Origin of the sequence: Methylobacterium mesophilicum SR1.6/6, from assembly GCF_000364445.2 — a bacterium.
Taxonomy (GTDB): Bacteria; Pseudomonadota; Alphaproteobacteria; order Rhizobiales; family Beijerinckiaceae; genus Methylobacterium; species Methylobacterium mesophilicum_A.
In genome coordinates this window covers 4,377,686-4,401,071 of record NZ_CP043538.1, presented here as the reverse complement: position 1 = coordinate 4,401,071, position 23,386 = coordinate 4,377,686, and the positions used below count along the sequence as shown (strand labels likewise).

General features: G+C 70.0%; 19 protein-coding genes and 1 pseudogene. 10 read left to right on the top strand and 10 right to left on the bottom strand.

Annotated features, from left to right (window positions below; all coding sequences use genetic code 11):
* Nucleotides 1-13: 13 nt before the first annotated feature.
* The 5 genes from MMSR116_RS21020 to MMSR116_RS21000 form a co-directional block, all read right to left on the bottom strand.
* Entirely contained in the window at nt 14-1,192 is a 1,179-nt protein-coding gene (locus MMSR116_RS21020; protein ID WP_010687109.1) for a malate--CoA ligase subunit beta, read from the bottom strand.
* A gap of 438 nt (nt 1,193-1,630) precedes the next feature.
* Nucleotides 1,631-2,272 carry a methenyltetrahydrofolate cyclohydrolase gene (gene fchA, locus MMSR116_RS21015; protein WP_010687108.1) on the bottom strand — a complete coding sequence of 214 codons (642 nt, stop codon included), beginning with the start codon at nt 2,270-2,272 and terminating at the stop codon, nt 1,631-1,633.
* Between the two features lie 14 nt (nt 2,273-2,286).
* Complete coding sequence (locus tag MMSR116_RS21010; RefSeq protein ID WP_010687107.1) at nt 2,287-3,150, bottom strand: NADP-dependent methylenetetrahydromethanopterin/methylenetetrahydrofolate dehydrogenase; 864 nt, start codon at nt 3,148-3,150, stop codon at nt 2,287-2,289.
* Between the two features lie 179 nt (nt 3,151-3,329).
* On the bottom strand, nt 3,330-4,274 hold the full coding sequence (locus tag MMSR116_RS21005; RefSeq protein ID WP_010687106.1) for a D-2-hydroxyacid dehydrogenase: 945 nt from the start codon (nt 4,272-4,274) through the stop codon (nt 3,330-3,332).
* Nucleotides 4,275-4,377: 103 nt separating this feature from the next.
* The gene (locus MMSR116_RS21000; RefSeq protein WP_010687105.1) at nt 4,378-5,586 is read right to left on the bottom strand and encodes an aminotransferase class V-fold PLP-dependent enzyme; all 1,209 of its coding nucleotides are present in this window, start codon (nt 5,584-5,586) and stop codon (nt 4,378-4,380) included.
* A 526-nt stretch (nt 5,587-6,112) separates the two neighbouring features.
* Between MMSR116_RS21000 and MMSR116_RS20995 the strand changes: the two genes are divergently transcribed.
* Genes MMSR116_RS20995 through MMSR116_RS20985 form a run of 3 tightly spaced genes read left to right on the top strand, consistent with a single transcriptional unit; the run spans nt 6,113 to nt 8,708 of the window.
* The gene (locus MMSR116_RS20995) at nt 6,113-6,928 is read left to right on the top strand and encodes a UDP-2,3-diacylglucosamine diphosphatase (RefSeq protein ID WP_039894776.1); all 816 of its coding nucleotides are present in this window, start codon (nt 6,113-6,115) and stop codon (nt 6,926-6,928) included.
* Between the two features lie 11 nt (nt 6,929-6,939).
* Nucleotides 6,940-7,986: a glycosyltransferase family 4 protein gene (locus tag MMSR116_RS20990; RefSeq protein ID WP_010687103.1), complete on the top strand. Its 1,047-nt coding sequence runs from the start codon at nt 6,940-6,942 to the stop codon at nt 7,984-7,986.
* 38 nt (nt 7,987-8,024) lie between these two features.
* On the top strand, nt 8,025-8,708 hold the full coding sequence (locus MMSR116_RS20985; protein ID WP_010687102.1) for a ribonuclease HII: 684 nt from the start codon (nt 8,025-8,027) through the stop codon (nt 8,706-8,708).
* Nucleotides 8,709-8,825: 117 nt separating this feature from the next.
* On the opposite strand, the gene MMSR116_RS20980 is transcribed toward MMSR116_RS20985, so the two are convergent.
* Nucleotides 8,826-9,941: a PA0069 family radical SAM protein gene (locus MMSR116_RS20980; protein ID WP_010687101.1), complete on the bottom strand. Its 1,116-nt coding sequence runs from the start codon at nt 9,939-9,941 to the stop codon at nt 8,826-8,828.
* Between the two features lie 153 nt (nt 9,942-10,094).
* Between MMSR116_RS20980 and MMSR116_RS20975 the strand changes: the two genes are divergently transcribed.
* On the top strand, nt 10,095-10,625 hold the full coding sequence (locus tag MMSR116_RS20975) for a hypothetical protein (RefSeq protein ID WP_010687100.1): 531 nt from the start codon (nt 10,095-10,097) through the stop codon (nt 10,623-10,625).
* Between the two features lie 135 nt (nt 10,626-10,760).
* Nucleotides 10,761-12,209, top strand: coding sequence for an amino acid permease (locus tag MMSR116_RS20970; RefSeq protein WP_010687099.1), 1,449 nt, complete (start codon nt 10,761-10,763; stop codon nt 12,207-12,209).
* A gap of 70 nt (nt 12,210-12,279) precedes the next feature.
* Here the strand turns inward: MMSR116_RS20970 and moaB are convergent, their stop codons facing one another.
* The gene (gene moaB, locus MMSR116_RS20965; protein ID WP_010687098.1) at nt 12,280-12,837 is read right to left on the bottom strand and encodes a molybdenum cofactor biosynthesis protein B; all 558 of its coding nucleotides are present in this window, start codon (nt 12,835-12,837) and stop codon (nt 12,280-12,282) included.
* Between the two features lie 116 nt (nt 12,838-12,953).
* Between moaB and maiA the strand changes: the two genes are divergently transcribed.
* The 4 genes from maiA to MMSR116_RS20945 all read left to right on the top strand — a co-directional run bounded on the left by maiA (nt 12,954) and on the right by MMSR116_RS20945 (nt 15,787).
* Complete coding sequence (gene maiA, locus MMSR116_RS20960; RefSeq protein ID WP_010687097.1) at nt 12,954-13,601, top strand: maleylacetoacetate isomerase; 648 nt, start codon at nt 12,954-12,956, stop codon at nt 13,599-13,601.
* 118 nt (nt 13,602-13,719) lie between these two features.
* A complete protein-coding gene (locus MMSR116_RS20955) occupies nt 13,720-15,051 on the top strand; it encodes an NAD(P)/FAD-dependent oxidoreductase (RefSeq protein WP_010687096.1) in 1,332 nt (443 codons plus the stop codon).
* Between the two features lie 116 nt (nt 15,052-15,167).
* A complete protein-coding gene (locus MMSR116_RS20950; protein ID WP_010687095.1) occupies nt 15,168-15,479 on the top strand; it encodes an EthD family reductase in 312 nt (103 codons plus the stop codon).
* Nucleotides 15,476-15,787, top strand: a complete 312-nt coding sequence (locus MMSR116_RS20945) for a hypothetical protein (protein ID WP_010687094.1) — start codon at nt 15,476-15,478, stop codon at nt 15,785-15,787. Before MMSR116_RS20950 ends, MMSR116_RS20945 begins: the two co-directional genes overlap by 4 nt.
* A 131-nt stretch (nt 15,788-15,918) precedes the next feature.
* Here the strand turns inward: MMSR116_RS20945 and MMSR116_RS20940 are convergent.
* The 3 genes and pseudogenes from MMSR116_RS20940 to MMSR116_RS20930 form a co-directional block, all read right to left on the bottom strand.
* A pseudogene (locus tag MMSR116_RS20940) lies at nt 15,919-19,256 on the bottom strand (ATP-binding protein).
* A gap of 79 nt (nt 19,257-19,335) precedes the next feature.
* A complete protein-coding gene (locus tag MMSR116_RS20935) occupies nt 19,336-20,595 on the bottom strand; it encodes an O-antigen ligase family protein (RefSeq protein ID WP_010687093.1) in 1,260 nt (419 codons plus the stop codon).
* Between the two features lie 185 nt (nt 20,596-20,780).
* Nucleotides 20,781-21,782, bottom strand: coding sequence for a CobW family GTP-binding protein (locus MMSR116_RS20930; RefSeq protein ID WP_010687092.1), 1,002 nt, complete (start codon nt 21,780-21,782; stop codon nt 20,781-20,783).
* 281 nt (nt 21,783-22,063) lie between these two features.
* Here MMSR116_RS20930 and MMSR116_RS20925 point away from each other — a divergent pair, with 281 nt between their 5' ends.
* Nucleotides 22,064-23,386: an efflux RND transporter periplasmic adaptor subunit gene (locus tag MMSR116_RS20925; protein ID WP_010687091.1), complete on the top strand. Its 1,323-nt coding sequence runs from the start codon at nt 22,064-22,066 to the stop codon at nt 23,384-23,386.

Here is a 23,386-nt window from a genome sequence, read left to right as displayed (position 1 = left end):
GCGCGGTCTCCCCTCAGTGCTTGGTCTTGGCGGCCGCGCAGGCGTCGACCGCCTTCTTGGCCGCCTCCGCCAGGGTGTCGGCGGTGATCAGGTCGAGGCCGCTCTCGGCCAGGATCTTCTTGCCGGCCTCCACGTTCGTGCCGGCGAGGCGCACCACCAGCGGCACGTCGATCTTCACCTCGCGGGCCGCCTGGATGACGCCCTCCGCGACCCAGTCGCAGCGGTTGATGCCCGCGAAGATGTTGACCAGGATCGCCTTGACGTTGCGGTCGGAGAGCACGAGCCGGAAGGCCGTCGCCACGCGCTCGGGCGAGGCGCCGCCGCCGACGTCGAGGAAGTTCGCCGGCTCGCCGCCCGCGTGCTTGATCATGTCCATGGTCGCCATGGCGAGGCCGGCGCCGTTGACGATGCAGCCGATCTCGCCCTCGAGGCCGATATAGCTGAGGTTGTGCTCGGCGGCCTGGGCCTCGCGGGGGTCGCCCTGCGAGGGGTCGTGCATGTCGGCGATGCCCGGCCGGCGGAACATGGCGTTGTCGTCGAAGGACATCTTGGCGTCGAGCGCCAGCACCCGGTCGTCCTTGGTCACGACGAGCGGGTTGATCTCCAGCATGGTGCCGTCGCAGTCGCGGAACGCCCGGTAGGCGTTCATGATCGTCTTCACCGCGGCCGAGACCTGCTTGATGTTGAGCCCGAGCTGGAAGGCGATCTCCCGCGCCTGGAACTGCTGCAGGCCGACCGCCGGCTCGACCACCACCTGTATGAGCGAGTCGGGCTCCTTGGCGGCGATCTCCTCGATGTCCATGCCGCCGCGCTGGCTGGCGATGACCCGCACGCGCTCGGCCTTCCGGTCCAGCACGTAGCCGAGATACAGCTCGCGCTCGAAGGGGTCGGCGGTCTCGACATAGACCCGCTGCACGGGCTTGCCCTCGGGGCCGGTCTGGTGCGTGACGAGGCGCTTGCCCAGCAGGTCCTTGGCGGCGTCGCGGACCTCATTGTAGGTCCGGCACAGCTTGATGCCGCCGGCCTTGCCGCGGGCGCCCGCGTGGATCTGGGCCTTCACGGCCCAGAACGAGCCGCCGAGTTCCGTGGCGGCGTAGACCGCCTGGTCGGGGCTGAAGGCGATAGCCCCTTTCGGGACGGCCACGCCGAAGCTCGCAAGCAGCTCCTTGGCCTGATACTCGTGGACGTCCATTCGGCGCCTCCTCCGCGGTTCGTTGCCGCCGTTGACGCCCTCTACTTTAGTTGAGTCGGAAGATTACGCCCGTCAAATTTTTTAGGGCGCTGATTGACCGAGACTTTTTCGCGGTCGCAACACGGATCGTATTCGATGTTGCGCCGCAGCATACAGAAAACAATTGAGGCCGGGGCGTGATGCACCCGGCCTCAATTGTTGATCCGATACGATATTTGTTCGAGCGCTTCGTTTGAGTCGCCCGCACCGTCATCACGCGCGCAGCGAAGTGGCCCAGGGCAGCGCGACCTCTAGAATCGTAGTGCCGACCGGATTGCTTCGCTCCGCTCGCAAAGACGGCAGCGTCGACGTGATCGAACGGACACGCTGTTCAGCTTGGCGCTGACCCAACAGGCAGGCGCCCGTCTTCCCCTGAGCGGGAGAAAGGACGTCGCCGGTTCAGTTCACCTTGCCCTTCACGACCTCATAGACCTTCTCGGTCAGCGGTCCGGCATCCGCGAGCAGGCCCTCCAGCTCTTTCAGCCGCTCCTCGGCGAACTCCCGGTCTTCCAGACCCTTGGCGTTCACGTAGACGTTGAGCGCCGCGCTGCGGAGCCCGGCATAGGCCGAGAGCACCGCCACGCCGGCATCCGACACGACGTTGAGATTGCCCTTGTCGGCGGTGATCGCCGCGAGGTCGATCACGTTTCGGCAGGCCCGGCAGCAGGCGAGCGGCACGTCGCAGGCGGTCTTGAGGGCGGCCTGGATCTTCTCGGCGCGGGCCGCCTTCTCGTCGTCCGTCGCCTTGGGCAGGCCGTAGGCCCCCATGACGGCGTCGAAGGCCTGGACGTCCTCGCCGATCATGCCGGTGAGGACGACCCGCAGGCCTTCGGATTTGGCCAGCACGTCCTTCAGCTCGGCCTCGACCTCGACGTACTTCTTCTTGCCGATGGTCAGGTTGCAGACCATCGACACCAGGGCCGCGCCCATGGCGCCGGAGATCGCCGCCGCGCCGCCGCCGCCAGGGGTCGGGGCGGCGCTCGCCAGCTCCGTCAGGAAGGTCTGGATGGACGCGTTCTCGGGCGGTTGCGTGTCGGACATGGGCGCCTCTCCGGTCAGGCCATTTTCTTCGCGAGGGCGTAGATCTCCTCGGCGTCGAGCACCTGCTCGGTGCTCTCGAAGAGCTGGCCCACGCAGGCGCGGTGCAGCTTGAGCTTCAGGCCGCCGATGCCGAGCGCGCCGAAGGCCTGCTTGCCGTTGCGGTCCTTGCCCTTGTCCATCACCTCGATGCCGCCGATGCCCGTCGGGGGCTGGGCGTTGTAGTCGGCGACGAACTCGATGGACGATTCCTGAGCCCAGGCGGCCTCCGGCAGCAGCTCGACGCCGATGGCGCCGGCCGTGAACACGAGGTTCGTGCCCTTCACCAGGGCGACGCGCGACGCCTCGTCGGGGGTCGCGGCGGCCTTCACGTTGACCTTGAAGCGCTTGTTGATCTGGTCCGCGGCGGCCTGGGTCTTGTCCAGCGCACGGCCCGCGATCGTGACCTCGGCCCCCTCGCCGGCGAGCAGCGCCGCCGAGCGCATGCCCACCGGGCCGGTCCCGGCGAGCACGACCGCCTTCTTGCCCTGGAGCGAGCCGGCGGCCTTGGCCACCAGCGCGACGCCCGCGGCGGCCGTGGTGTTGGAGCCGTTGGAATCGAGCATGACCGAGACGCGGAACGGGCCGAAGAAGCGCTTCTTGACCGCGGTGAACAGCTCTTCGCCCGCCGCCATGCTGCCGCCGCCGACGAAGATCGCCGTCGACTTCTTCTCGGAGCCGCCGCGGGTGTAGATCGTGCCGTCGACCAGCGCGCCGACATTGTCGGGATTCACGCCGCCGTAGCCGGTGATGTGGTCGGCGCCGCCGTCGTAGCCGACCACCGTGTCGAACACGTTCGGCACGGCATCGGTGTCGAACAGGAACAGCAGCTTCTTGGTCATTTTTTAACCTCGGCCCGGGCTGGGCATCATCACGTCAGGGACATCCACCGAGTCATTCCGGGTCCGCGGAGCGGAGCCCGGAATCCAGACGCTCGGGTGGTTCTCGTTCTGCACCGTCAGCGGCTCTGGGTTCCGGGCTCGCCTGCGGCGCCCCGGAACGACGGTGTGCGTTCTACGGCTCAGCTCTCGACCACGTTCTGCGGCTTGCCCGCCACGAAGGCCTCGACATTGTCGACGAGCTGATCGGCCAGGATCTGCATCGCCTCCTTGCTGGCCCAGGCCACGTGGGGCGTGACGATCAGGTTCGGCAGGTCGGCGTCGCACAGGATGTTGCCGTCCTTGGGCGGCTCCTGCGCCACCACGTCGAAGCCGGCGCCCGCGATGGTGCCGTCCTTCAGCGCCTCGAGCAAAGCCGCCTCGTCCACGAGCCCGCCCCGGGCCGTGTTGATGAGGATGGCGCTCTTCTTCATCTTCTTGAGCTCGGCGGCGCCGATCATCCCCTTGGTGTCGGGGGTCAGCGGCACGTGCAGCGTGATCACGTCGGACTGGGCGAGGATCGTCTCGAAATCGACGAGCCCGTCCTGCGGGAACACGTCGTAGGCCAGCACCTTCATGCCGAGCGCCTCGGCGCGCTTGGCAATCGACTTGCCCAGCGCCCCGTAGCCGACGATGCCGAGCGTCGAGCCGGCGATGTCGTAGATCGGGTAGTCGAAGTAGCAGAACTGCTTGGACTTCGCCCAGTCGCCGCGCCGCACCGAGTTGGCGTAGGGCACGATCGCCCGGCGCAGGGCGAACATCAGCCCGACCACGTGCTCCGGAACCGTGTTGAACGCGTAGTTGCGGATGTTGACGACCGTGACCCCCTGGGCCTTGGCCTGGGCCTTGTCGACCACGTCGGTGCCGGTGGCGGCGACCGCGATCAGCTTGAGATCGGGGAGCTGCTTCAGCGTCTCGGCCCGCATCGGGACCTTGTTGATCAGCGCGATCTCCGCGCCCTGGAGGCGGGAGACGATCTCTTCCGGCGTCCAGGTCGACTCGTGCTCGACGTATTCGTGCGGGAAGTTGAACGGTCGGACCCTGGCATCGAGGGATTCACGATCCAGGAACACGATCTTCTTGGTCATAGGACCCCTCTCGGACGACGGGCTGTTTCCTCGATAGCCTTGGTCTTACTTGCGCGCCGGGGCGGGCCCGGCAACCCGGACCCGCCCCGATCGCGTGCGCGGCTCACGCCTTATGCAGCGGATTCTCGCGCAGGTAGCTGGAGGCGGCGGCGACGCCCGAGCCCGGCGTGACCTTGATGCCGCAATCGAGCATGGCCATCTCGGCGCCCGCGATGGCGCCCAGCAGCGACAGCTCGTTCAGGTCGCCGAGGTGGCCGATGCGGAACACCTTGCCGGCGACTTTCGACAGGCCTGCGCCCAGCGAGAGGTTGTAGCGCTCGAAGGCGTGGATGATCACCTTGGCGGCGTCGGCACCCTCCGGCACCACGATCGCCGTGACCGTGTCGGAGTTCCACTTCGGCTCCTTGGCGCAGGGCTTGAGGCCCCAGGCCGCCACGGCCTGGCGGGTCGCCTCGGCGAGCACGTGGTGGCGGTGATAGACGTTCTCCAGCCCCTCCTCCTTGACGATCTCCAGGGCCTCGCGGAGGCCGTAGAGCAGCGGCAGGACGGGGGTGTAGGGGAAGTAGCCGGTGGCGTTGGCGGCCAGCTGGTCCTTCCAGGCGAAGTAGGCGTGGCCGAGCCGGTCGTTCCGGCCGGTGCCGCCTTCGGCGATCTTGAGCGCCTTGGGGCTGATGCAGATCAGGCCGAGGCCGGCCGGCAGCATGAAGCCCTTCTGCGAACCCGCGATGGCGCAGTCGACGCCCCACTCGTCCATCTTGAACGGCAGCGAGCCGATCGACGAGATGCCGTCCACGAACAGCAGCGCCGGGTGGCCGGCCGCGTCGATCGCCTTGCGCACCGCGCCGATGTCGCTGGTGACGCCCGTGGCGGTCTCGTTGTGGACGACCATCACGGCCTTGATGGCGTGGTCCTTGTCGGCCCGCAGGGCCTCCTCGATCTTCTGCGGATCGGCGCCCGCGCCCCACTCCTCGTCCTGGACGATCACGTCGAGGCCGAGGCGCTGGGCCATGTCGACCCAGAGGTGGCTGAACTGGCCGTAGCGGGCGGTGAGCACCTTGTCGCCGCGGCACAGGGTGTTGGACAGGGCCGATTCCCAGATGCCGGTGCCCGAGGACGGGAACAGGATGACGGTCCCGTTGGTCGAGCCGAACACCATCTTGGAGTCCTGCAGGAGCGGCTTCACCAGCTCGGGGAAGCTCGGCGAGCGGTGATCCTCCGACGGCACGTGCATCGCGCGCAGGACGCGCTCCGGGATGTTGGTGGGGCCCGGGATGAAGAGGTGGTTGCGACCGGGGCGCCGGGTTGCGGCCATGATGTTTCCTCCGAATAGTCCGTTGCGCGCGGGCTCGCACCCGCGCCGGTTGTCCAAGCATCCTCGGGAGTCGGTCCGGCGGCGGTCGCGGCGCGTTCCCCCGCGCCTTCGAACGTCTGCCCATGCCGTGAAATGGGGGGCGCTGCGGAGCGGCAGGCGGCCTCACGCCGCTCGCGTCGCGGCACGCCCCCGCGCGCCGGTCGCCTCCGAATTGCCGTCCCGTAACAACGGCCCCCAGGGCCGTCCTCGCCGCCTTCCTGTCTAAGCCCGGCTCAGCTCCCTGATGCCAGTTCCTGGTATTATGTGGCGGTAACGCTCGAAAGGAAAACCGGAAAAACTTCCGGAACTTGGCAAAAAAATTTTTTGTGCGCCGCAGCGAAGCGGACCTCCGGTTGAGAAGCTTTGCCGCACTGCACGTGGCTGCCGGCATGAGGGCCGTCGCGCGGCGCAGCATCAATACGCGTCATCAAACTGAGATGGGATCGCGCTCTGGATCCCGGCACCAGTCAGCCGCCGGGAGGGTGCCGTGGCCGAGGTTGAGGAGATGCCGGTCCGCGTGCGGACGCTGTTCCTGTCCGACCTGCATCTCGGCACGCGCGGCTGTCAGGCCGGCCTGCTGCTGTCGTTCCTGAAGGATTACGACGCCGACACGATCTACCTCGTGGGCGACATCGTCGACGGCTGGCAGCTGCGCTCCGGCTGGTACTGGCCGCAGGAGCACAACGACGTCGTCCAGAAGATGCTGCGCAAGGTCCGCAAGGGCGCGCGCATCGTCTACCTGCCGGGCAACCACGACGAGTTCCTGCGCGACTACGTCGGCACGAACTTCGGCGGCATCGAGCTCGCCGAGACCGCGATCCACGAGGCGGCGGACGGCAAGCGCTATCTCGTGATTCACGGCGACCAGTTCGACATGGTGGTCCGCCACTCGCCCTGGCTCGCCCATCTCGGCGACGGGGCCTACACGCTGGCGCTGAGCCTAAACACGCTCATCAACAAGGTGCGCCGCCGCCTGGGCCTGTCCTACTGGTCGCTCTCCGCCTGGGCGAAGCTGCGGGTGAAGAACGCCGTCAGCTTCATCGGCCGGTTCGAGACGATCCTGGCCGAGGAGGCCCGCCGCCAGGGGGCCGACGGGGTCATCTGCGGCCACATCCACCACGCGGCCGACCGGCCGATCGGCGAGCTGCGCTACCTCAACACGGGCGACTGGGTGGAGTCCTGCACCGGGCTGGTGGAGCACTACGACGGCCGCATCGAGGTGCTGCACTATCCGAGTCTCCTGCGCGCCCGCGCCGCCGAGACCGTGCCGCAGGCGCTGCCGGACCGGCGCGCGGTGGCGTGAGGACCGCTTCCGTGAAGCTTCTCATCGCCAGCGACGCGTGGCACCCGCAGGTCAACGGCGTGGTGCGCTCCCTGGAGCAGATGGTCCGCCGGGCCCCGGAGCACGGCTTCGAGACGGCGCTGCTCACGGTGGCGGATTTCCGGTCGCTGCCCCTGCCCGGCTATCCCGAGATCCGCCTGGCCTATGCCGGACGGGAGCGCGTGGCGGCGCGCTGGAAGGCCGAGCGGCCGAGCCACGTCCACATCGCCACCGAGGGGCCGGTGGGTCTCGCCGCCCGGCGGCATTGCCTCGCCCACGACCTGCCTTTCACGACCAGCTATCACACCCGCTTCCCCGAATACCTCGCCGCGCGGGCGCCGGTGCCGGAGGCGTGGTCCTACGCCTACCTGCGCCGCTTCCACGGGGCCGCGCGGGGCACGATGGTCAGCACCGCCACGCTCCAGGGCGAGCTGGCGGCGAGGGGCTTCGGCCAGCTGATGCGCTGGACGCGCGGCGTCGACACCGAGCGGTTCCGCCCCGCCGAGCCCGGCGCGCCGGCACCGGCCGACCTCGCCGGGCTGCCGCGGCCGCTGTTCCTGTATGTCGGGCGCTTGGCGGTGGAGAAGAACGTCGCCGCCTTCCTGGGCCTCGACCTGCCGGGCACGAAGGTCGTGGTCGGCGACGGGCCGGATCGCGCGCGCCTGCAGGCGCTGGCCCCCGGGGCGCGCTTCCTCGGCACCCGCACCGGGGCCGCCCTCGCGGCGGTCTACGCTGCCTGCGACGTCTTCGTCTTCCCGAGCCTCACCGACACGTTCGGGATCGTGCTCCTGGAGGCGCTGGCCAGCGGCCTGCCGGTGGCGGCCTTCCCGGTGCCCGGCCCCGACGACGTGGTCGGGGGCAAGCCGGTGGGATCCCTCGATCGCGACCTGCGGGCCGCCGCCCTCGCCGCCCTCGACCTGTCGCGGGCCGCGTGCCGCGCCGAGGCCCTGCGCTGCGGCTGGGACGTGAGCGCCCGCCAGTTCTTCGGCAACATCATCGAGGCGCATGGCGGCGAACGGGGCAGCCGCGACGCTGCCTGACCGGTGACGGCGCCCGCGCGGGATGGCAGGAGGGCGCCATGCCGCCCGCTCCCAAGCCGTCCGCTCCCAGGCCGCTCAATCCCAGGCCGCCGAGTTTCAAGCCGAGTGCTCGGAAGCCGCCCGCCACCGACACTCCGTTCGATCCGGCCCAGGCGGCCAGATATCCCGCCGTCATCGGCTGCGACGAGGTCGGGCGCGGCGCACTCTGCGGCCCGGTGATCGTGGCCGCGGTCTGGTTCGACCCCGCGGCGCTCCCGCCGACCCTGCTCGGCGCCCTCGACGACAGCAAGCGCCTGCTCGAGCCGGTCCGTGCCCGGCTGGCGCCGCTGATCCGCACCCATGCGCACGTAGCGGTGGCGGCGGGCTCGCGGGCGCTGATCGATCGGATCAACATCCGCGCCGCGACGCTGGACGCCATGGCGCGCGCGGTGGGCCGCCTCGGGATCGCGGCGCCGGTCCTGGTTGACGGTCGGGATGCCCTGCCCGGGCTTCCCGGCGGGGCGGTGGTCGGCGGGGACCGGCTCGTGCCGCAGATCGCCGCCGCCTCGATCGTCGCCAAGGTCTTCCGCGACGCCCTGATGCGGCGCCTCGCCGAGCGCCACCCCGGTTACGGCTGGGAGCGGAATGTCGGCTACGGCACGCAGCTCCACCGGGCCGGCCTGACGAAGCTCGGCCGCAGCCCGCATCACCGGCTGAGCTTCACCCGGGGCTTCGAACGCTGAGCGGCCTCGCTTCGGCAGGCCACGGCACCACAGCAGCGGGAGGTGACGTCGGCTGTCCCGTTCTCGACCGCATCCCGAGGCGATGCGTTGGATGGACCACGCCCCTTCTCCGGCCCGTCAGAGCAGCGTCAGTTGCTCCCCCGGCCTGCGGAAGGCGTCCCGGTTCAGCGTCATCCGCCCGAACGCGAAGCCGAGCCGGGTGCCGGCAAGCCGCACGCGCTGCCCGATCATCGACGCGTAGGCACCCTCGCCGCGGAAGCGGTGACCGAAGCGGGGATCGTTCTCGCGGCCGCCCCGGGACTGCCGCAGCAACCCGAAGGCGCGTTCCTTGCGCTCGGGATAATGCTCGGAGAACCAATCGGCGACGAGGTCGGCCACCTCCCCCGGGAGCCGCAGGAGCGCGTAGCCGATCCGGCTCGCGCCGCTCTCCCGGGCGCGGTCCAGGATCGCCTCGATCTCATGGTCGGTCAGGCCTGGAATGATCGGCGAGACGTTGATCATCACGGGCACGCCCGCCTCGGCCAGCCGGCGCATCGCGGCGAGCCGCTTCTCCGGCCGGGGCGCCCGGGGATCGAGGCGCCGCGCGAGGTCCGGATCCAGGGTCGGCAGCGAGACCGCCACGAGGACGAGATCGCGCGCGGCCATCTCGGCCAGGATGTCGAGATCGCGCAGGACGAGGTCCGATTTCGTGGTGATGCCGACGGGGTGCCGCGCCTCGCGGAGCACGTCGAGGATCCCGTGGGTGATGCGGTGCTCGCGCTCGGCCGGCTGGTAGGGGTCGGTGGCGGTGCCGAGGGCGATCGTCTCCGGTTGGTAGCCCGGCGCCGCGAGCTCGCGGGCGAGGAGCCGGGGCGCGTCCGGTTTGCTGAAGATCCGCGATTCGAAGTCGAGCCCCGGCGACAGGCCGAGCCACGCGTGGGTCGGCCGCGCGTAGCAGTAGATGCAGCCGTGCTCGCAGCCGCGATACGGGTTGATCGACCGGTCGAACGGGATGTCGGGCGACGTGTTGCGGGCGATGATCCGGGCGGATCGTTCCGGCGTCACCTGCGTGCGCAGGGGCGTCGGATCATCCGGCGCCCACTCGGCATCGTGGAACGCCTCTCGCCGGGCTGCCTCGAACCGGCCGGTGGGATTGGCGGTCGAACCGCGACCGCGCCGAGCCTGTTCCGGCGGCGTGCTCGCACCGAGCCGTCGCGTCGCGCTCGTGCCGACCGCGTCCCCTTTCGGCGTCATGACCCGTCGCCCCCGTGTTTCACGTGGAACATAGAGCGAACATGGCGGCGGGTAACGCCTCTTTTTAAGGCAATCCCGGCATCGCCGCGTCTCTCGGACGCGGCCGGTCCTTCGAAAGACGGTTCAATGGTTTACGGCTGCGCAAAATCGTCTATGCGCCCGCTCATGCTCTCCGCGGTGACCTATCTGGCCGACCCGGCTGATCCGGACGCGATCGACCGCTTGGCCGACACGCTCAGCGTGCTCGTCTCCGGCGTGGCCGGCGGCTTGGTCGGCGACGCCGTGATCGTGACGGGTCGCGAGAGCGAGGCCGTCGCGGCCGTCGCGGAAGCGACCGGGGCGACGTTGGTCGTCCACCGGAGCGGCAACCCCTACGCGGATGGCGCGGGCGCGGCCCGGCGGGACTGGGTCCTGTGCCTGGAGGCCGGCGACGTCCCGGCCGAAGGGTGGATCCGCACCCTGGACCGCTTCGTCGGGACCGCCCGGCCGGAGACCGGGCTCGGGCGCCTGCACCGTCCGGCGGCCGGCTGGAGCGGGCGTCTGGTCAACCGGATCGAGAGGCTGATGGGGGCCCGGCAGGCCCGGGCCGGGGACGTGGTGCGGCGGGAGGTGCTGCGCGGCGGATCGGCCTTCGGCTCCCGGATCAAGGTGAAGGCGCTGCTGGCGCGGATCGACCGGGCCTGACCGGCAGAAACTTGTGCCCTTCCACGTTGTTGTCGGTCCCGCCTCCTCTACAACTCCGGGGGCGCGGGAGAAGATTTGCCGTCTCTCCACTGTCGCGAGGACGTTGAAATCGCTCCCCTCGGGAAGGATCGCACAATGGATTCGTCGGGCCTGATGGGGCGCAAATCGGTCGACGACATCCTCGAGAGCGGCGAGGGCGAGCAGCAGCTCTCGAAATCGCTGGGTGCCCTCTCGATCACCGCCATGGGCATCGGCGCGATCATCGGTGCCGGCATCTTCGTCCTCACCGGCACGGCGGCGGCGCAATATGCCGGGCCGGGGATCATGCTGTCCTTCGTGCTCGGCGGCATCGCCTGCGCGTTCGTGGGCCTCTGCTACTCCGAGATGGCGGCGCTGATCCCGGTGGCGGGGTCGAGCTACACCTACACCTACGCGACGCTGGGCGAGTTCTTCGCGTGGCTGATCGGCTGGGATCTGATCCTCGAATACGCCATGGGAGCCGCTACGGTGGCGGTGGGCTGGTCGGGCTACGTGACCAGCATCCTGAAGGATGTCGGGATCGTGATCCCGGCCCAGTTCGCCCACGCGCCGGGCACCCCCATCGACGGCGGCGGCACCGCCCTGTTCAACCTGCCGGCGGTGGTGATCGTGGCGCTGATCACGATCCTGCTGATGCGCGGCACCAAGGAATCGGCCCGCTTCAACAACATCATGGTGGCGGTGAAGCTCACCGTGGTGGTGGCGTTCATCGCGCTGGGCTGGGGCCATGTCGACACGGCGAACTGGAAGCCGCTGATCCCCGACAACGACGGTACCTTCGGGCATTTCGGCTACAGCGGCATCCTGCGCGGCGCGGGTGTGGTATTCTTCGCCTTCATCGGCTTCGATGCGGTCTCCACCGCCGCCCAGGAGGCGCGCCGGCCGCAGAAGGACATGCCGATCGGCATCCTGGGCTCGCTGGCGGTCTGCACGATCCTCTACGTGCTGGTGGCGGCGGTGCTGACCGGCCTCGTCCCCTACAAGGAGCTCAACGTCCCCGACCCGATCGCCAAGGGCGTCGACGTCATCGGCATCGGCTGGTTCTCCCTGCTGATCAAGCTCGGGGCGCTGACCGGCCTGACCACCGTGATCCTGGTCCTGCTCTACGGCCAGAGCCGGATCTTCTTCACCATGGCGCAGGACGGCCTGCTGCCGAAGATGTTCTCCCACGTGCACCCGACCTACCAGACACCCTACCGCAGCCAGGCGCTGATCGGGGCCGCGGTCGCCCTGGTGGCGGCGCTGGTGCCGATCAACATCCTGGGCGAGATGGTCAGCATCGGGACGCTGGCGGCCTTCATCCTGGTCTGCGGATCGGTGATCTACCTGCGGCGCACCGACCGCCACATGAAGCGCCCGTTCAAGGCGCCCGCCGTGCCGGTGGTGCCGATCCTCGGCATCCTGTTCTGCCTGCTGCTGATGATCGGCCTGCCGCTCGATACGTGGCTGCGGCTGGTGATCTGGATGGCGATCGGATTGCTCGTGTATTTCTTCTACGGGCGGAAGCACTCGGTCCTGCGCCGGAAAGAGGGGACTGCGGCGTAGGGCCATTCGGGAGCCGGTAGCGCGCGGGCTCCCGCCCCCCTCTGCGGGGGAGGGAGAGCGTCGCGCCCCTTCAAACCGAAATGCTCGCCCCCCGTCGCAGGTGCTCGTCGAGTCGCGGCATGATCTCCACGAAGTTGCAGGGCCGGTGCCGGTAGTCGAGCTGCTGGGCCAGGATCCCGTCCCAGGCGTCCCGGCAGGCGCCGGGCGAACCCGGCAGCACGAACACGTAGGTCGCCCGCGCCACCCCGGCGGTCGCCCGGGACTGCAGGGTCGAGGTGCCGATCTTGTCATACGAGATGCGGTGGAACACCGCCGAGAACCCGTCCATGCGCTTCTCGAACAGCGGCTCCAGTGCCTCCGGCGTGACGTCGCGGCCGGTGAAGCCGGTGCCGCCGGTGGTGATCACCACGTCGATGCCCGGGTCGCGCAGCCACGCCTCCACCTGGCCGCGGATCGCCGGGATCTCGTCCGGCACGATGGCGCGGCCCGCCAGCCGGTGTCCGGCCTCCGTGAGCCGCTGGCTCAGGGTATCGCCCGACCGGTCGTCCTCCGCCAAGCGGGTATCCGACACGGTGAGCACCGCGATGTGGAGGGGGATGAAGGCGCGGGCGGCGGACGGTTCGGCCATGGCGTGAAGTCTCCGGAACACATCGACGATATGGGCCGGCCGCATCCGGATGTCGCCCCTTGCAGCGGGCCGTAATCTCGGCTGTGGTCCCGCATCCTCGTCGGAGACCCTCGCCCATGCACATGTACGGCAACTGGCGCTCAGCCGCGGCCTTCCGGGTGCGGATCGCCCTCAAGCTGAAGGGCATCCCGTACGAGGAGACCTTCATCGACCTCGACGCGGGCGACCAGCACAAGCCGGAGTTCCGCAGGATCAACCCGCAGGGCGCGGTCCCGGCCCTGTTCGACGGCGACGGGCCGCCGCTCACGCAGTCGCTGGCGATCCTCGATTACCTGGAGGAGACGAACGGCGGCGTGCGCCTCCTGCCCGAGGAGCCGCGGGCGCGGGCCCGGGCGCGCTCCCTGGCTCAGGTGGTCGCCTGCGACACGCACCCCCTCTACGTGCCGCGGGTGCGCACCTTCCTGATGGAGCATTACGGCCTGCCCCGGGAGCGGATGCTCGACTTCCTCCGCAACGCCTTCGAGACCGGCCTCAGGACCCTGGAGGCGCGCCTCGGTGCCGAGCCGGGGACCGGCCGGTTCTGCCAGGGCGACGCGGTGAGCCACGCGGATCTATGCCTCGTCAGCCTCTGGGTCGGCACCGGCATCTTCGGGATCGACACGGCGGCCTATCCCACGGTCGCACGGATCGCCGAGGCCTGTCTCGCCCTGCCGGAGGTCGCCGAGGCACACCCGTTGCGTCAGCCCGGAGCCCCGTCCGCGTGACGTCGGGGCGCGTGCGCTCTGGTCACGTGTGTTCCTGACAGGCAGATGTGGCAATCGGACACCGGGCGCGTGTAAGCAGTCCGGCGTTTGAACCCGGTTCGGGAAAGAAAGAGTGTCGATGGTACCCGTCGAGAACGAGTCCGGCCTGCATCGCGTCGTCGTGGTCGGCGGCGGCGCCGCCGGGCTGCAGCTGGTGACGAAGCTCGGCGAGAAGCTCGGACGCGGCAAGCGTGCGCACGTCACGCTGGTCGACCGCGCCCGCACGCACATCTGGAAGCCGCTGCTCCACGAGGTCGCGGCGGGCAGCCTCGATGTCGGCCATCACGCGGTCGATTACCTGCACCACGCCCACATCCACGGCTTCCGCTACCGGATCGGGCGCATGACCGGGCTCGACCGGGAGGCGCGCACGATCCAGCTCGCCGCGAGCCACGACTCGGAGGGGCGCGAGGTCACGCCGGAGCGCTCGGTGCCCTACGACACCCTGGTGATGGCGGTGGGCTCCACCACCAACGATTTCGGCACGCCGGGCGTGGCCGAGCACGCCATCGCCCTCGACACGCAGGACCAGGCGGTGCGCTTCCACCAGCGCCTCGTGAACGCGTCCCTGCGGGCGCACACCCAGGAGGGGCCGGTCCGGCCCGGCCAGCTCCACGTGACGGTGATCGGCGCCGGCGCCACCGGGACCGAACTCGCCGCCGAGCTGCACCGGACCCTTCGCCACGTGGTCTCGACCGGCCTCGACAAGATCGACCCGGGCAAGGACATCCGCATCACCCTGGTGGAGGCGGCCGATCGGATCCTGCCGGCGGTGCCGCAGCGCCTCTCGGCCGAGGTGATGCAGCTCCTCAACAAGATCGGCGTCGACGTCCGCGTGCGGGCGCGGGTGACCGAGGTGCGGGCCGACGGCGTGCAGCTCGCCGACGGGACCTTCATCCCGTCGGAGCTGGTGGTCTGGGCGGCCGGCGTGAAGGCGCCGCCGTTCCTCCAGGGCATCGGCGGCTTGGAGACCACGCGGACCAACCAGCTGGTCGTCACCCCGACGCTGCAGACCACCCGCGACCCCGACATCTTCGCGGTGGGCGACTGCGCCTACCTGGTCGAGGCCGGCTCCGACACGCCGGTGCCGCCCCGGGCCCAGGCGGCGCACCAGCAGGCGAGCCACCTGATCGGCCAGATCCAGGCCAAGATCGACGGCAAGCCGCTGAAACCCTTCAAGTACAAGGATTTCGGCTCGCTGGTCTCGCTCGGCGAGTACTCGACGGTGGGCAGCCTGATGGGCTTCGTCCGCGGCAAGAACATGCTGATCGCCGGCCTGTTCGCCCGGATGATGTACCGCTCGCTCTACAAGATGCATGAGCGGGCCCTCCACGGCACCGCCAAGACGGCGCTCGACACCCTGGCGCGCGCACTCACCCGCAGGACCGAGCCGCGGGTGAAGCTGCACTAGATCCGTCCTGTCACGCGCCCGTCGCGCCGGACCGGCGTCCACTTCGGCGGTGAGCGCCCTAGCTGTTGCCGGGCGCCCGGACCGTCGGGCGCGTCCGCAAGGGAGGAAAGAGCACGATGATCCTGGTGAGCGTGATGTACCCGGCCGGCCCGAGCTTCGACATGGGCTACTACCTCGGACACCACATGCCGCTGGTGCGCGAGCGCTGGTCGTCCCTCGGCCTGCACGAGGCCAAGGTGGTCAAGGGCGCCGGGACGCCCGACGGCGGCGCCGCCCCGTTCCAGGTGATGGCCCTGCTGACGTTCGAATCGGTCGACGCCTTCAAGAAGGCCGCGGCCGCCCATGGCGAGGAGATCTTCGCCGACATCCCGAACTTCACCCAGGCCCAGGCCCAGGTGCAGATCAACGACTTCGCGGAGAACCCGTGATCGACATCGTCAAGGCGGTGCAGGAGGCCGATCCCGGCCTCGGCACCTACGTCATCGTGCTGCGGGGCGATTCGCGCGCTCTCGACGGGCCGGAGCGGCTCACGCCGGACGCGCAGGCGTGGCTCGCCGCCAACGCCCCCGGCGGCCGCCTCGCCCGCGTCACGATCCAGCTCGCGCCCTATCCGGGGGCGGCGCCGGCCGAACGCGAGGTGACCGTGGTGGCCTTCGCGGACGCCCGGGAACTCGCCGCCTTCGCCACGGCCTGGACGGGCGATCCGCTGCCGGAGGAGGGCGAGGAGCCGGCCTGACTCGGCTTCTCCGATCCACACCCTCATCCTGAGGTGCGGCGGAGCCGCCTCGCTTCGGCAAGCCAGGATGAGGGTGCGCGCGGTCGCCGGAAAAATCCGCGCGGTCCGTGCGGCGCCCCCCGGCGGGCGCCTCAAGCCGCCCGCAAGTGCCGGATCGCCCGCAGGGCCGTCGCCCGCTGCACCTCCAGGCGCCGGATGAGCGGCATCAGGTCGGCGCCCGCATGGGCGGCGGCCTCGACCTCGCGGCACAGGCTCGATAGGCCGACGAAGCCCAGGAGCCCGGCCGCCGCCACGAGGGCGTGGGCGTCGTGGGCGATCTGGAGCCGATCGGTCTCGGTCGGCCGGAACCGCTCCGACAGCTCGTTGGCCAGCAGGTCCAGGAGGGCGGCCACGCGGTCGGTGCCGAAGCTCGCCTTCATCTCGGTGAGCACGGACGCATCGAGGACGGCGGAGTCGACTTCGGGGACATGGCACGGCTCGTCGGCCCGGACAGGCTTTCGTGCCCCGGGTGCCGTCCAGCGGCTGATCGTGGCGAACAGATCGGCGCGGCGGAACGGCTTGCCGACGTAATCGTCCATCCCGGCCTCGCGCAGCTCCTCGATCTGGGCCGGCAGGACGTTGGCCGTCATGGCGACGATCGGGATGTCGCAGGCCGGGGATGCCAGGGCGCGGATCCGGCGGGTGGCCGTGAGCCCGTCGACGCGCGGCATCTGCACGTCCATCAGCACGAGGTCGTAGGCGCGTCCGGAGGCGACGGAGGTTCCGACCGCCGTGATTGCCTCGGCCCCGTCGCCGGCCACGTCGACCGCGTAGCCCTGCGATTCCAGCACAGCGCAGGCGAGTTCCTGATTGAGCGGCACGTCTTCCACGAGCAGCAACCGGAGTTGCGGCGCGGCCGCCGACTCCGGCGCGGCGGCCGCGGTCACCGGCGCCCGCGGCTTCGCGTCCGCCTGCTCCACCTGCGCACCGTGCGTGGCGGCGGTTTCGGCGCTCCGCGGGAGGACGAGGCGGAACCAGAAGGTCGATCCTGCCCCCTCGCGGCTCTCCACGCCGATCTCGCCGCCCATGAGGGTCACGAGGTGCCGGGAGATGGCCAGCCCGAGGCCGGTCCCGCCGAAGCGCCGGCTGATGGAGCCGTCCACCTGGCTGAAGCGCTTGAACAGGCGGTCCTGCTGCGCCGGCGCGATGCCGATGCCGGTATCGGTCACGGCGAAGCGCACGATGTCGCCAGGGCTGCCGTCGGGAGCGACGCCCGCGCCCTCCCGCTCCACGGCGACCGTGACGGAGCCCTCGGAGGTGAACTTCACGGCGTTGTTCAGCAGGTTGAGCAGCACCTGCCGGAGGCGGCTGGCATCGCCGACCACGAAGGCCGGGAGCGCGGGATCGATCCGTGCCCCGATGGCCAGCCCGCTCCGCAGCGCGCTGCCGCGCACGATCGACACCGTGGCGTCCACCGTCGAGACCAGCGGGAAGGAGACGGGATCGAGGACGAGTTCCCCGGCCTCGATCTTCGAGAAGTCGAGTATGTCGTTGACCACGGTGAGCAGGGCCGCACCGGAACTCTGGATCAGCTCCAGGCGCCGACGATCCTCGTTCTGGATGGCGCTTTCCTCCAGGAGGAGGTCGGCATAGCCCAGGATGCCGTTGAGCGGCGTGCGGATCTCGTGGCTCATCGCGGCCAGGAACTCGCTCTTGGCCTCGCTCGCCCGCTCCGCCTCGGCGCGGGCCGCCTCCGCGTCGAAGGTGGCCGCGCGCAACGCGGCCTCGGCGGCCTTCCGCTCGGTGATGTCGAGGTGGAGGCCGACCATGCTCTGCGGCTGGCCCTCGGCTCCGAACAGCGTGCGCCCGCGGGCGTAGAGCCAGCGTTCCCCGACCCGGAACTCCGCCGTGTAGGTGGTGGAGGTCTCGACCGCGCGCCGGATCTCGTTCCAGACGTCGGCGACGTCGTCGGGGTTCAGGAGCGCCGTCCACTCGGCGGCGGTGAGCGTGTGCGGCCCGTCCGAGTCCGGCAGGCCGTGCATGCGCGTGCTCTCGGGGCTCAGGGACGCGAGCCCGGTGCGCATGTCCCAGGACCATGTCCCGGCCTCGGCGGCGTCCAGCGCGAGGCCCAGCAGCCCGCGCGCCTCCTCGACGGCGAGCCGCGCGGTCACGATGTCGTCCACGTCGAGGGCGGTGCCGAGCCACTCCGCCACGGCGCCGTCCGCAGGATCCAGGCGGATCGGGATCAGCGAGAGCTTGTGCCACCGGTAGACGCCGTCCTGGCGCCGGATCCGCCACTGGCCGCTGTAGCCGGTGCCGGTCTCGCAGGCGCGAGTCCAGGCCGCCTCCATGGCGGCGGCATCCTCCGGATGGTTGCGGGCGAGGCGCTCGGCCCGCTCCGGCCCGATCGGCCCGTAATAGGCGTGGAACTGCGCGTTGGCGTAGGTTGCCTGCCCGTCGCCGACCCGCATGGTCCAGACCAGGAGCGGCAGCGTCTCGGCCAGGCCCCGGTAGCGCAGCGCGCTCCGCCGCACCTCGTCCTCGGCGCGCCGCCGCTCGGTGACGTCGATGAGCACGCCGACGAGACCGGCCGCCGCGCCCTCCCCCGGCACAGGCCCCGGACGACGACGTCGCGGACCGTGCCGTCGGGCCGCAGGAGCCGCGCCTCGAAGTCGAAGCTGGCGCGGCGGGCGACGGCATCGGCGACGATGCCCTCGAGCCGGGCCCGGTCGTCGGGATGGTAGATCTCGGCGAATTCGGCGAGCCGGGGCGGCGACGTCCTCGGATCCCGCCCGGCGATGGCGTAGAGGCTCGCGGACCAGACCGGCCATCCGTCCGAGAGATCGACGCGCCAGTTGCCGATATGGGCGAGCTGCTCGGCCATGGTCAGCTGGTGGTTGGCGGCCTCCTGGGCCTTCGCACGGGCATTGATCTCGCGGTGCTGCTCGCGGATCAGCGCCTCGCGGATCGTCGCCTGCTCGATCTCGCGATCCCGGCGCACATTGGCCTCGGTCAGCCGCAGATGGGCGACGACGATCTCCGCCAGATCGCGCAGGGCCGCCTGGTCGGCCTCCGTGAAGGTTTCGCGCGGTTCGGGGTCGGCGAGGCAGAAGGTGCCGATCCGCAAGCCCTTCTTGAGGCTCAGCGGAACGCCCGCGTAAAAGCGGATCCCATCCGCGCGCGTGACCAGGGCCGCGTCGCGGAACCGCGGATCCAGCCGGGCATCGGGAACGACGAGCAGGGCGTCGCCGCGGATCGTGTGCTGACAGAAGCTCTCCGCGCGCGGCATCTCGCTGGGGACGTCGACGCAGGGGGTCTTCAGCCACTGATGCGTGTCGTCGATCAGGGCCACGAAGGCGCTGCGCACGCCGAACAGGCGGCAGGCGGTGCGGCAGACGGCGTCGAAATGCGGCTCCGGCGCCGTGCCCAGGATCTCGAGGGCGTGCAGGGCCGCGAGCCGATCCTGCTCGTTGTCCGGCTGTGTCGTCACGTCCAGTCTCCGGATGCGGTTACGCCGTTCGGTGACCGCCCCCGCGGCGGGGGAGCGATGGCGCGGCTGGGCCCGGGTTTCAAGCGTCACCGGCCTGCCGCGGCGCGGCACGCAGCCGCGCCGCCTCCAGCGCCCAGACCATGCCGAGCATCATGTAGACGTGACGCCACTTCTCGATGTCGATCTGGAAGGCCTGCAGGAAGAACATCAGCAGAGCCGGCCACACGATCTGTGCGTGCGCCCGGACCGGCGAGGGCCGCGCCAGCAGCCGGAAGCCGACGACGCCTGTGGTCAGCACGAGGCCGATGAACACCGCGCCTCCGAGCCAGCCGCCGTTGGCGAAGGAGCCGATGTAGGAGTTGTGCGGCTCCAGCCCGAAGACGAGCCGCCAGTGCATCGGGCCCATCCCGAACGGGCGCTCCAGCAGCATCGCGATGCCGCGCAGCTGGTTGCCGAAGCGGCCGGTCTCGCCCTGATCGTAGTCCTGCGCCAGGGACGCGCGGATCTCGAACATCTTGTGCACGTGGTCGACCGAGAGTAGGGCGATCACCGCGACCGTGCCGAGCACGAGGGTCCCGACGGTCAGGAGCACGATGCGGCGGCGCAGGCGCAGCGAGGTGCTGCCCGCGTAGACCGAGCCCACCATCAACAGCACGGCGACCCCGCTGCCGGCCCAGGAGCCCCGCGAGAACGACAGGAAGATGCCGGCCACGATGACCAGCAGGCCGACGAGCGACGCCAGGGGCCGCCGGGCCGTGCCGGTGAGCAGGCCGTGCATCAGGTAGAGGGCGCCCAGCGTCAGGAACGAGCCGAACACGTTCGGGTCCTGGAAGGTGCCGGAGGCGCGGTCGTACTTGTAGAACAGGTCCTCGATCCCGAGCCACTGCAGGTAGCCGACGATGCCGAGCGCGGCCGAGAACACGCAGCTCGCCGTGTAGGCCTTGAGCGCCAGCTCCATCCGGGCATGCGTGTCGTCCGCGAAGAACATCGCGAAGAAGATGCAGGTGACCGAGAGGTAGATGAGCTGGATGGTCCAGGTGACCGGGAAATCCTCGTTCAGATACGGGAGCAGCGCCAGGACGATCGCCGTCAGGTAGAGGAGCAGGAGCGCGAGCAGCGGCACCATCCCCCGGTGCAGGCGCACGCCGAGGCAGAGCCACAGCAGGATCGTGGGCAGCGCCACCGCATCGTAGGGCGATGTCTCCGAGAAGGCGAAGCAGGCGAAGAAGATGAAGGCCGCGAACAGCGCCTTGGCCAAGCCCTGGACGGCGGCCAGAAGGGGAATGCCCGCCTGCGCCCCGGACGGGACCGGCGCGCCGGGGGCTGCGGTGTAGGCCATGATACGCGGGCTCCGCGGGCCGGATACGCGGGCCCACGGACGCTAGACTGACAGTCAATGGTTGAGATTCGACTTCGGGGTAGGAGCCGAAGTGTTTGGGGCTACGAGGCGTGAGCGCGGCGGATCCGCGTCCCCCTCCCCCGCAGAGGGGGGAGGGATCCCGCGCCCGCCTCTCCTTCAACCCATCACGCCCGGCAGCCCTCGAACCCGTCCCGGATCGCCGCCTCGTCGAGGTTGCGCCCGATGAACACCACCCGGGAGACCCGCTCCTCGTCCGGCTTCCAGTCGCCCTGGACGTCGCCGTCGAGGATCATGTGCACGCCCTGGAAGACGAAGCGCTTCGGCTCGTTCGGGAAGGCCACGATCCCCTTGCAGCGCAGGATGTCGGGCCCCTGGACCTGCGTCAGGTTCGAGATCCACGGCATGAACTTCTCGGGATCGACCTCCCCTTCGATCTTCGCCGAGATCGAGCGGATGTCCGAATCGTGATGGTGGTGGTGCCCCTCCTCCAGGAAGTCGGGCTCCACGTCGAGAATGCGGTCGAGGTCGAAGGCGTTGCGCTCCAGCACGGCGTCGAGGGGCACGGCGCAGTTCTGCGTGCGATGGAGCTTGGCCAGGGGATTGATGGTGCGGATCTCGGCCTCGACCCGGTCGAGGTCGGCCGGCGCCACGAGGTCGCTCTTGTTGAGCAGGATCACGTCCGCGAAGGCGATCTGGTTCCTCGCCTCGGGGGCGTCCTTCAGGCGGTCGGAGAGCCACTTGGCGTCGGCCACCGTCACCACGGCGTCGAGCCGGGCGGCCTCGCCGACGTCCTGGTCGACGAAGAAGGTCTGCGCCACCGGGGCGGGGTCGGCGAGACCGGTGGTCTCGACGATGATCGCGTCGAACTTGCCCCGGCGCTTCACCAGCCCGTCCATGATCCGGATCAGGTCACCCCGCACGGTGCAGCAGACGCAGCCGTTATTCATCTCGAACACTTCCTCGTCAGCGCCCACGACGAGGTCGTTGTCGATGCCGATCTCGCCGAACTCGTTGACGATCACGGCGTAGCGCTTGCCGTGGTTCTCGGTGAGGATGCGGTTGAGGAGGGTGGTCTTGCCGGCGCCGAGATAGCCGGTCAGTACGGTCACGGGGATCTTGCTGGCGGGGGATCCGGACAGGGCGGAGGCAGCGCTCGTATCGGTCATGCTCGGTTCTTCGATGGCGGCGGACAGGGTCGGGCGGGCCCGGGCCCGCCACCGTTGTCATATTGTAACAGTTTCCGTCAAAGGAAGGCGCAGCCACACGGTTTCGCGACCGGAGGCGCCCGTCGATTGCGAGTCGGAGAAGCTTTGCTCTAGGCAGACGGCGCCGCACGAATGTTGCGCGCGGCTTGCCATAGAAAAGCACCTGCGGTCGGATTGATGTGGGCGGCGTTCCGGCGCGAAACCATTCCTCCTCGACTGGCCCGGTTCCTGAAGAACATCCCATGGACGCCCGCAATCCGCTGGAACAGGACGAGGCCGTCACCGCACCGTCGCGCAGGCGGCGGTGGCCGGGGCTCGTGGTCGTCCTCGTGCTCGTCGGGGCCGTGGCCGGCCTCGCCTTCGCCTTTCCGGAGCGCGCCCGCGAGACTGCGTCGAGTCTGGTCGGTGCACTGACCGGCCTGTTCGCGCCGGGCAATCCCGATCCCGGCCTCGACGTGCAGAAGGCCGGCCCGGTGGAGCGGATCTTCCGCCCCACCAAGGAACAGCGCGCCGCCTTCGAGATCCTGCCGGTCGCCACGCAGGTGTTCCGCCCGGAAGGCTCCGCCGAGGGGCGGATCGCCCTCAACGACGACGACAACGTGCCGGTGGTCTCGCCCTATGCGGGCCGGGTGACCAAGGTCCTGGTGCGGGCGGGCGACGACGTGAAGGCCGGCGACGTGCTGCTGACGCTCGAGGCCACCGACATGGTCCAGGCGCAGAACGACTATCAGGCGGCCCTGAACAACCTCCAGAAGCAGCAGGCGCTCCTGAAGCTCGACCAGACCATCGCCCAGCGCCAGCAGGAGCTGTTCCAGGCCCACGCGACGGCGCTGAAGGATTACCAGTCGGCGCAGAACGACGTCATCGCGGCCCAGAGCGACCTGAAGACCGCCGAGGCCGCCCTCGACGCGGTGAAGAACCGGCTGCGGCTGCTGGGCAAGACCGACGCCGAGATCGCCGCCTACGAGAAGAAGGGCACGATGAGCCCGGAGACCCAGATCCGGGCGCCGATTCCCGGCACGATCGTGCAGCGGAAGGTAGGCATCGGCCAGTACCTCTCCGCGTCGAGCGACCCGGTCTTCGTGATCGGCGACCTGTCCACGGTGTGGCTCGTCGCCAACGTCCGCGAGAGCGAGATCCCGAAGATTCGCATCGGCCAGGAGGTCGAGGCCAAGGTGGCGGGCTTCGGCGCGCGGGTGTTCAAGGCCCGGGTGAACTACATGGCCTCCAGCCTCGACCCGGCGACCCGGCGGCTCGCGGTTCGCAGCGAGGTCGACAACCCAGACCGGGTCCTGCGCCCGGAGATGTTCGCCACCTACACGATCGTCACCGGCAAGGGCGAGCCGTCGCCCAGCGTGCCGGTCGCCGCCATCGTGTACGAGGGCGACCGCACCCACGTCTGGGTCGCCCGGCCGGACGGAGCCATCGAGGCGCGCGACGTCAAGCTCGGACTGATCAATGGCGACAACGCCCAGGTCGTCCAGGGCTTGCGCGCCGGCGACCAGGTCGTGACTCGCGGCGCCCTGTTCATCGACCGGGCAGCCACCGGCGACAAGGCGTCCTGA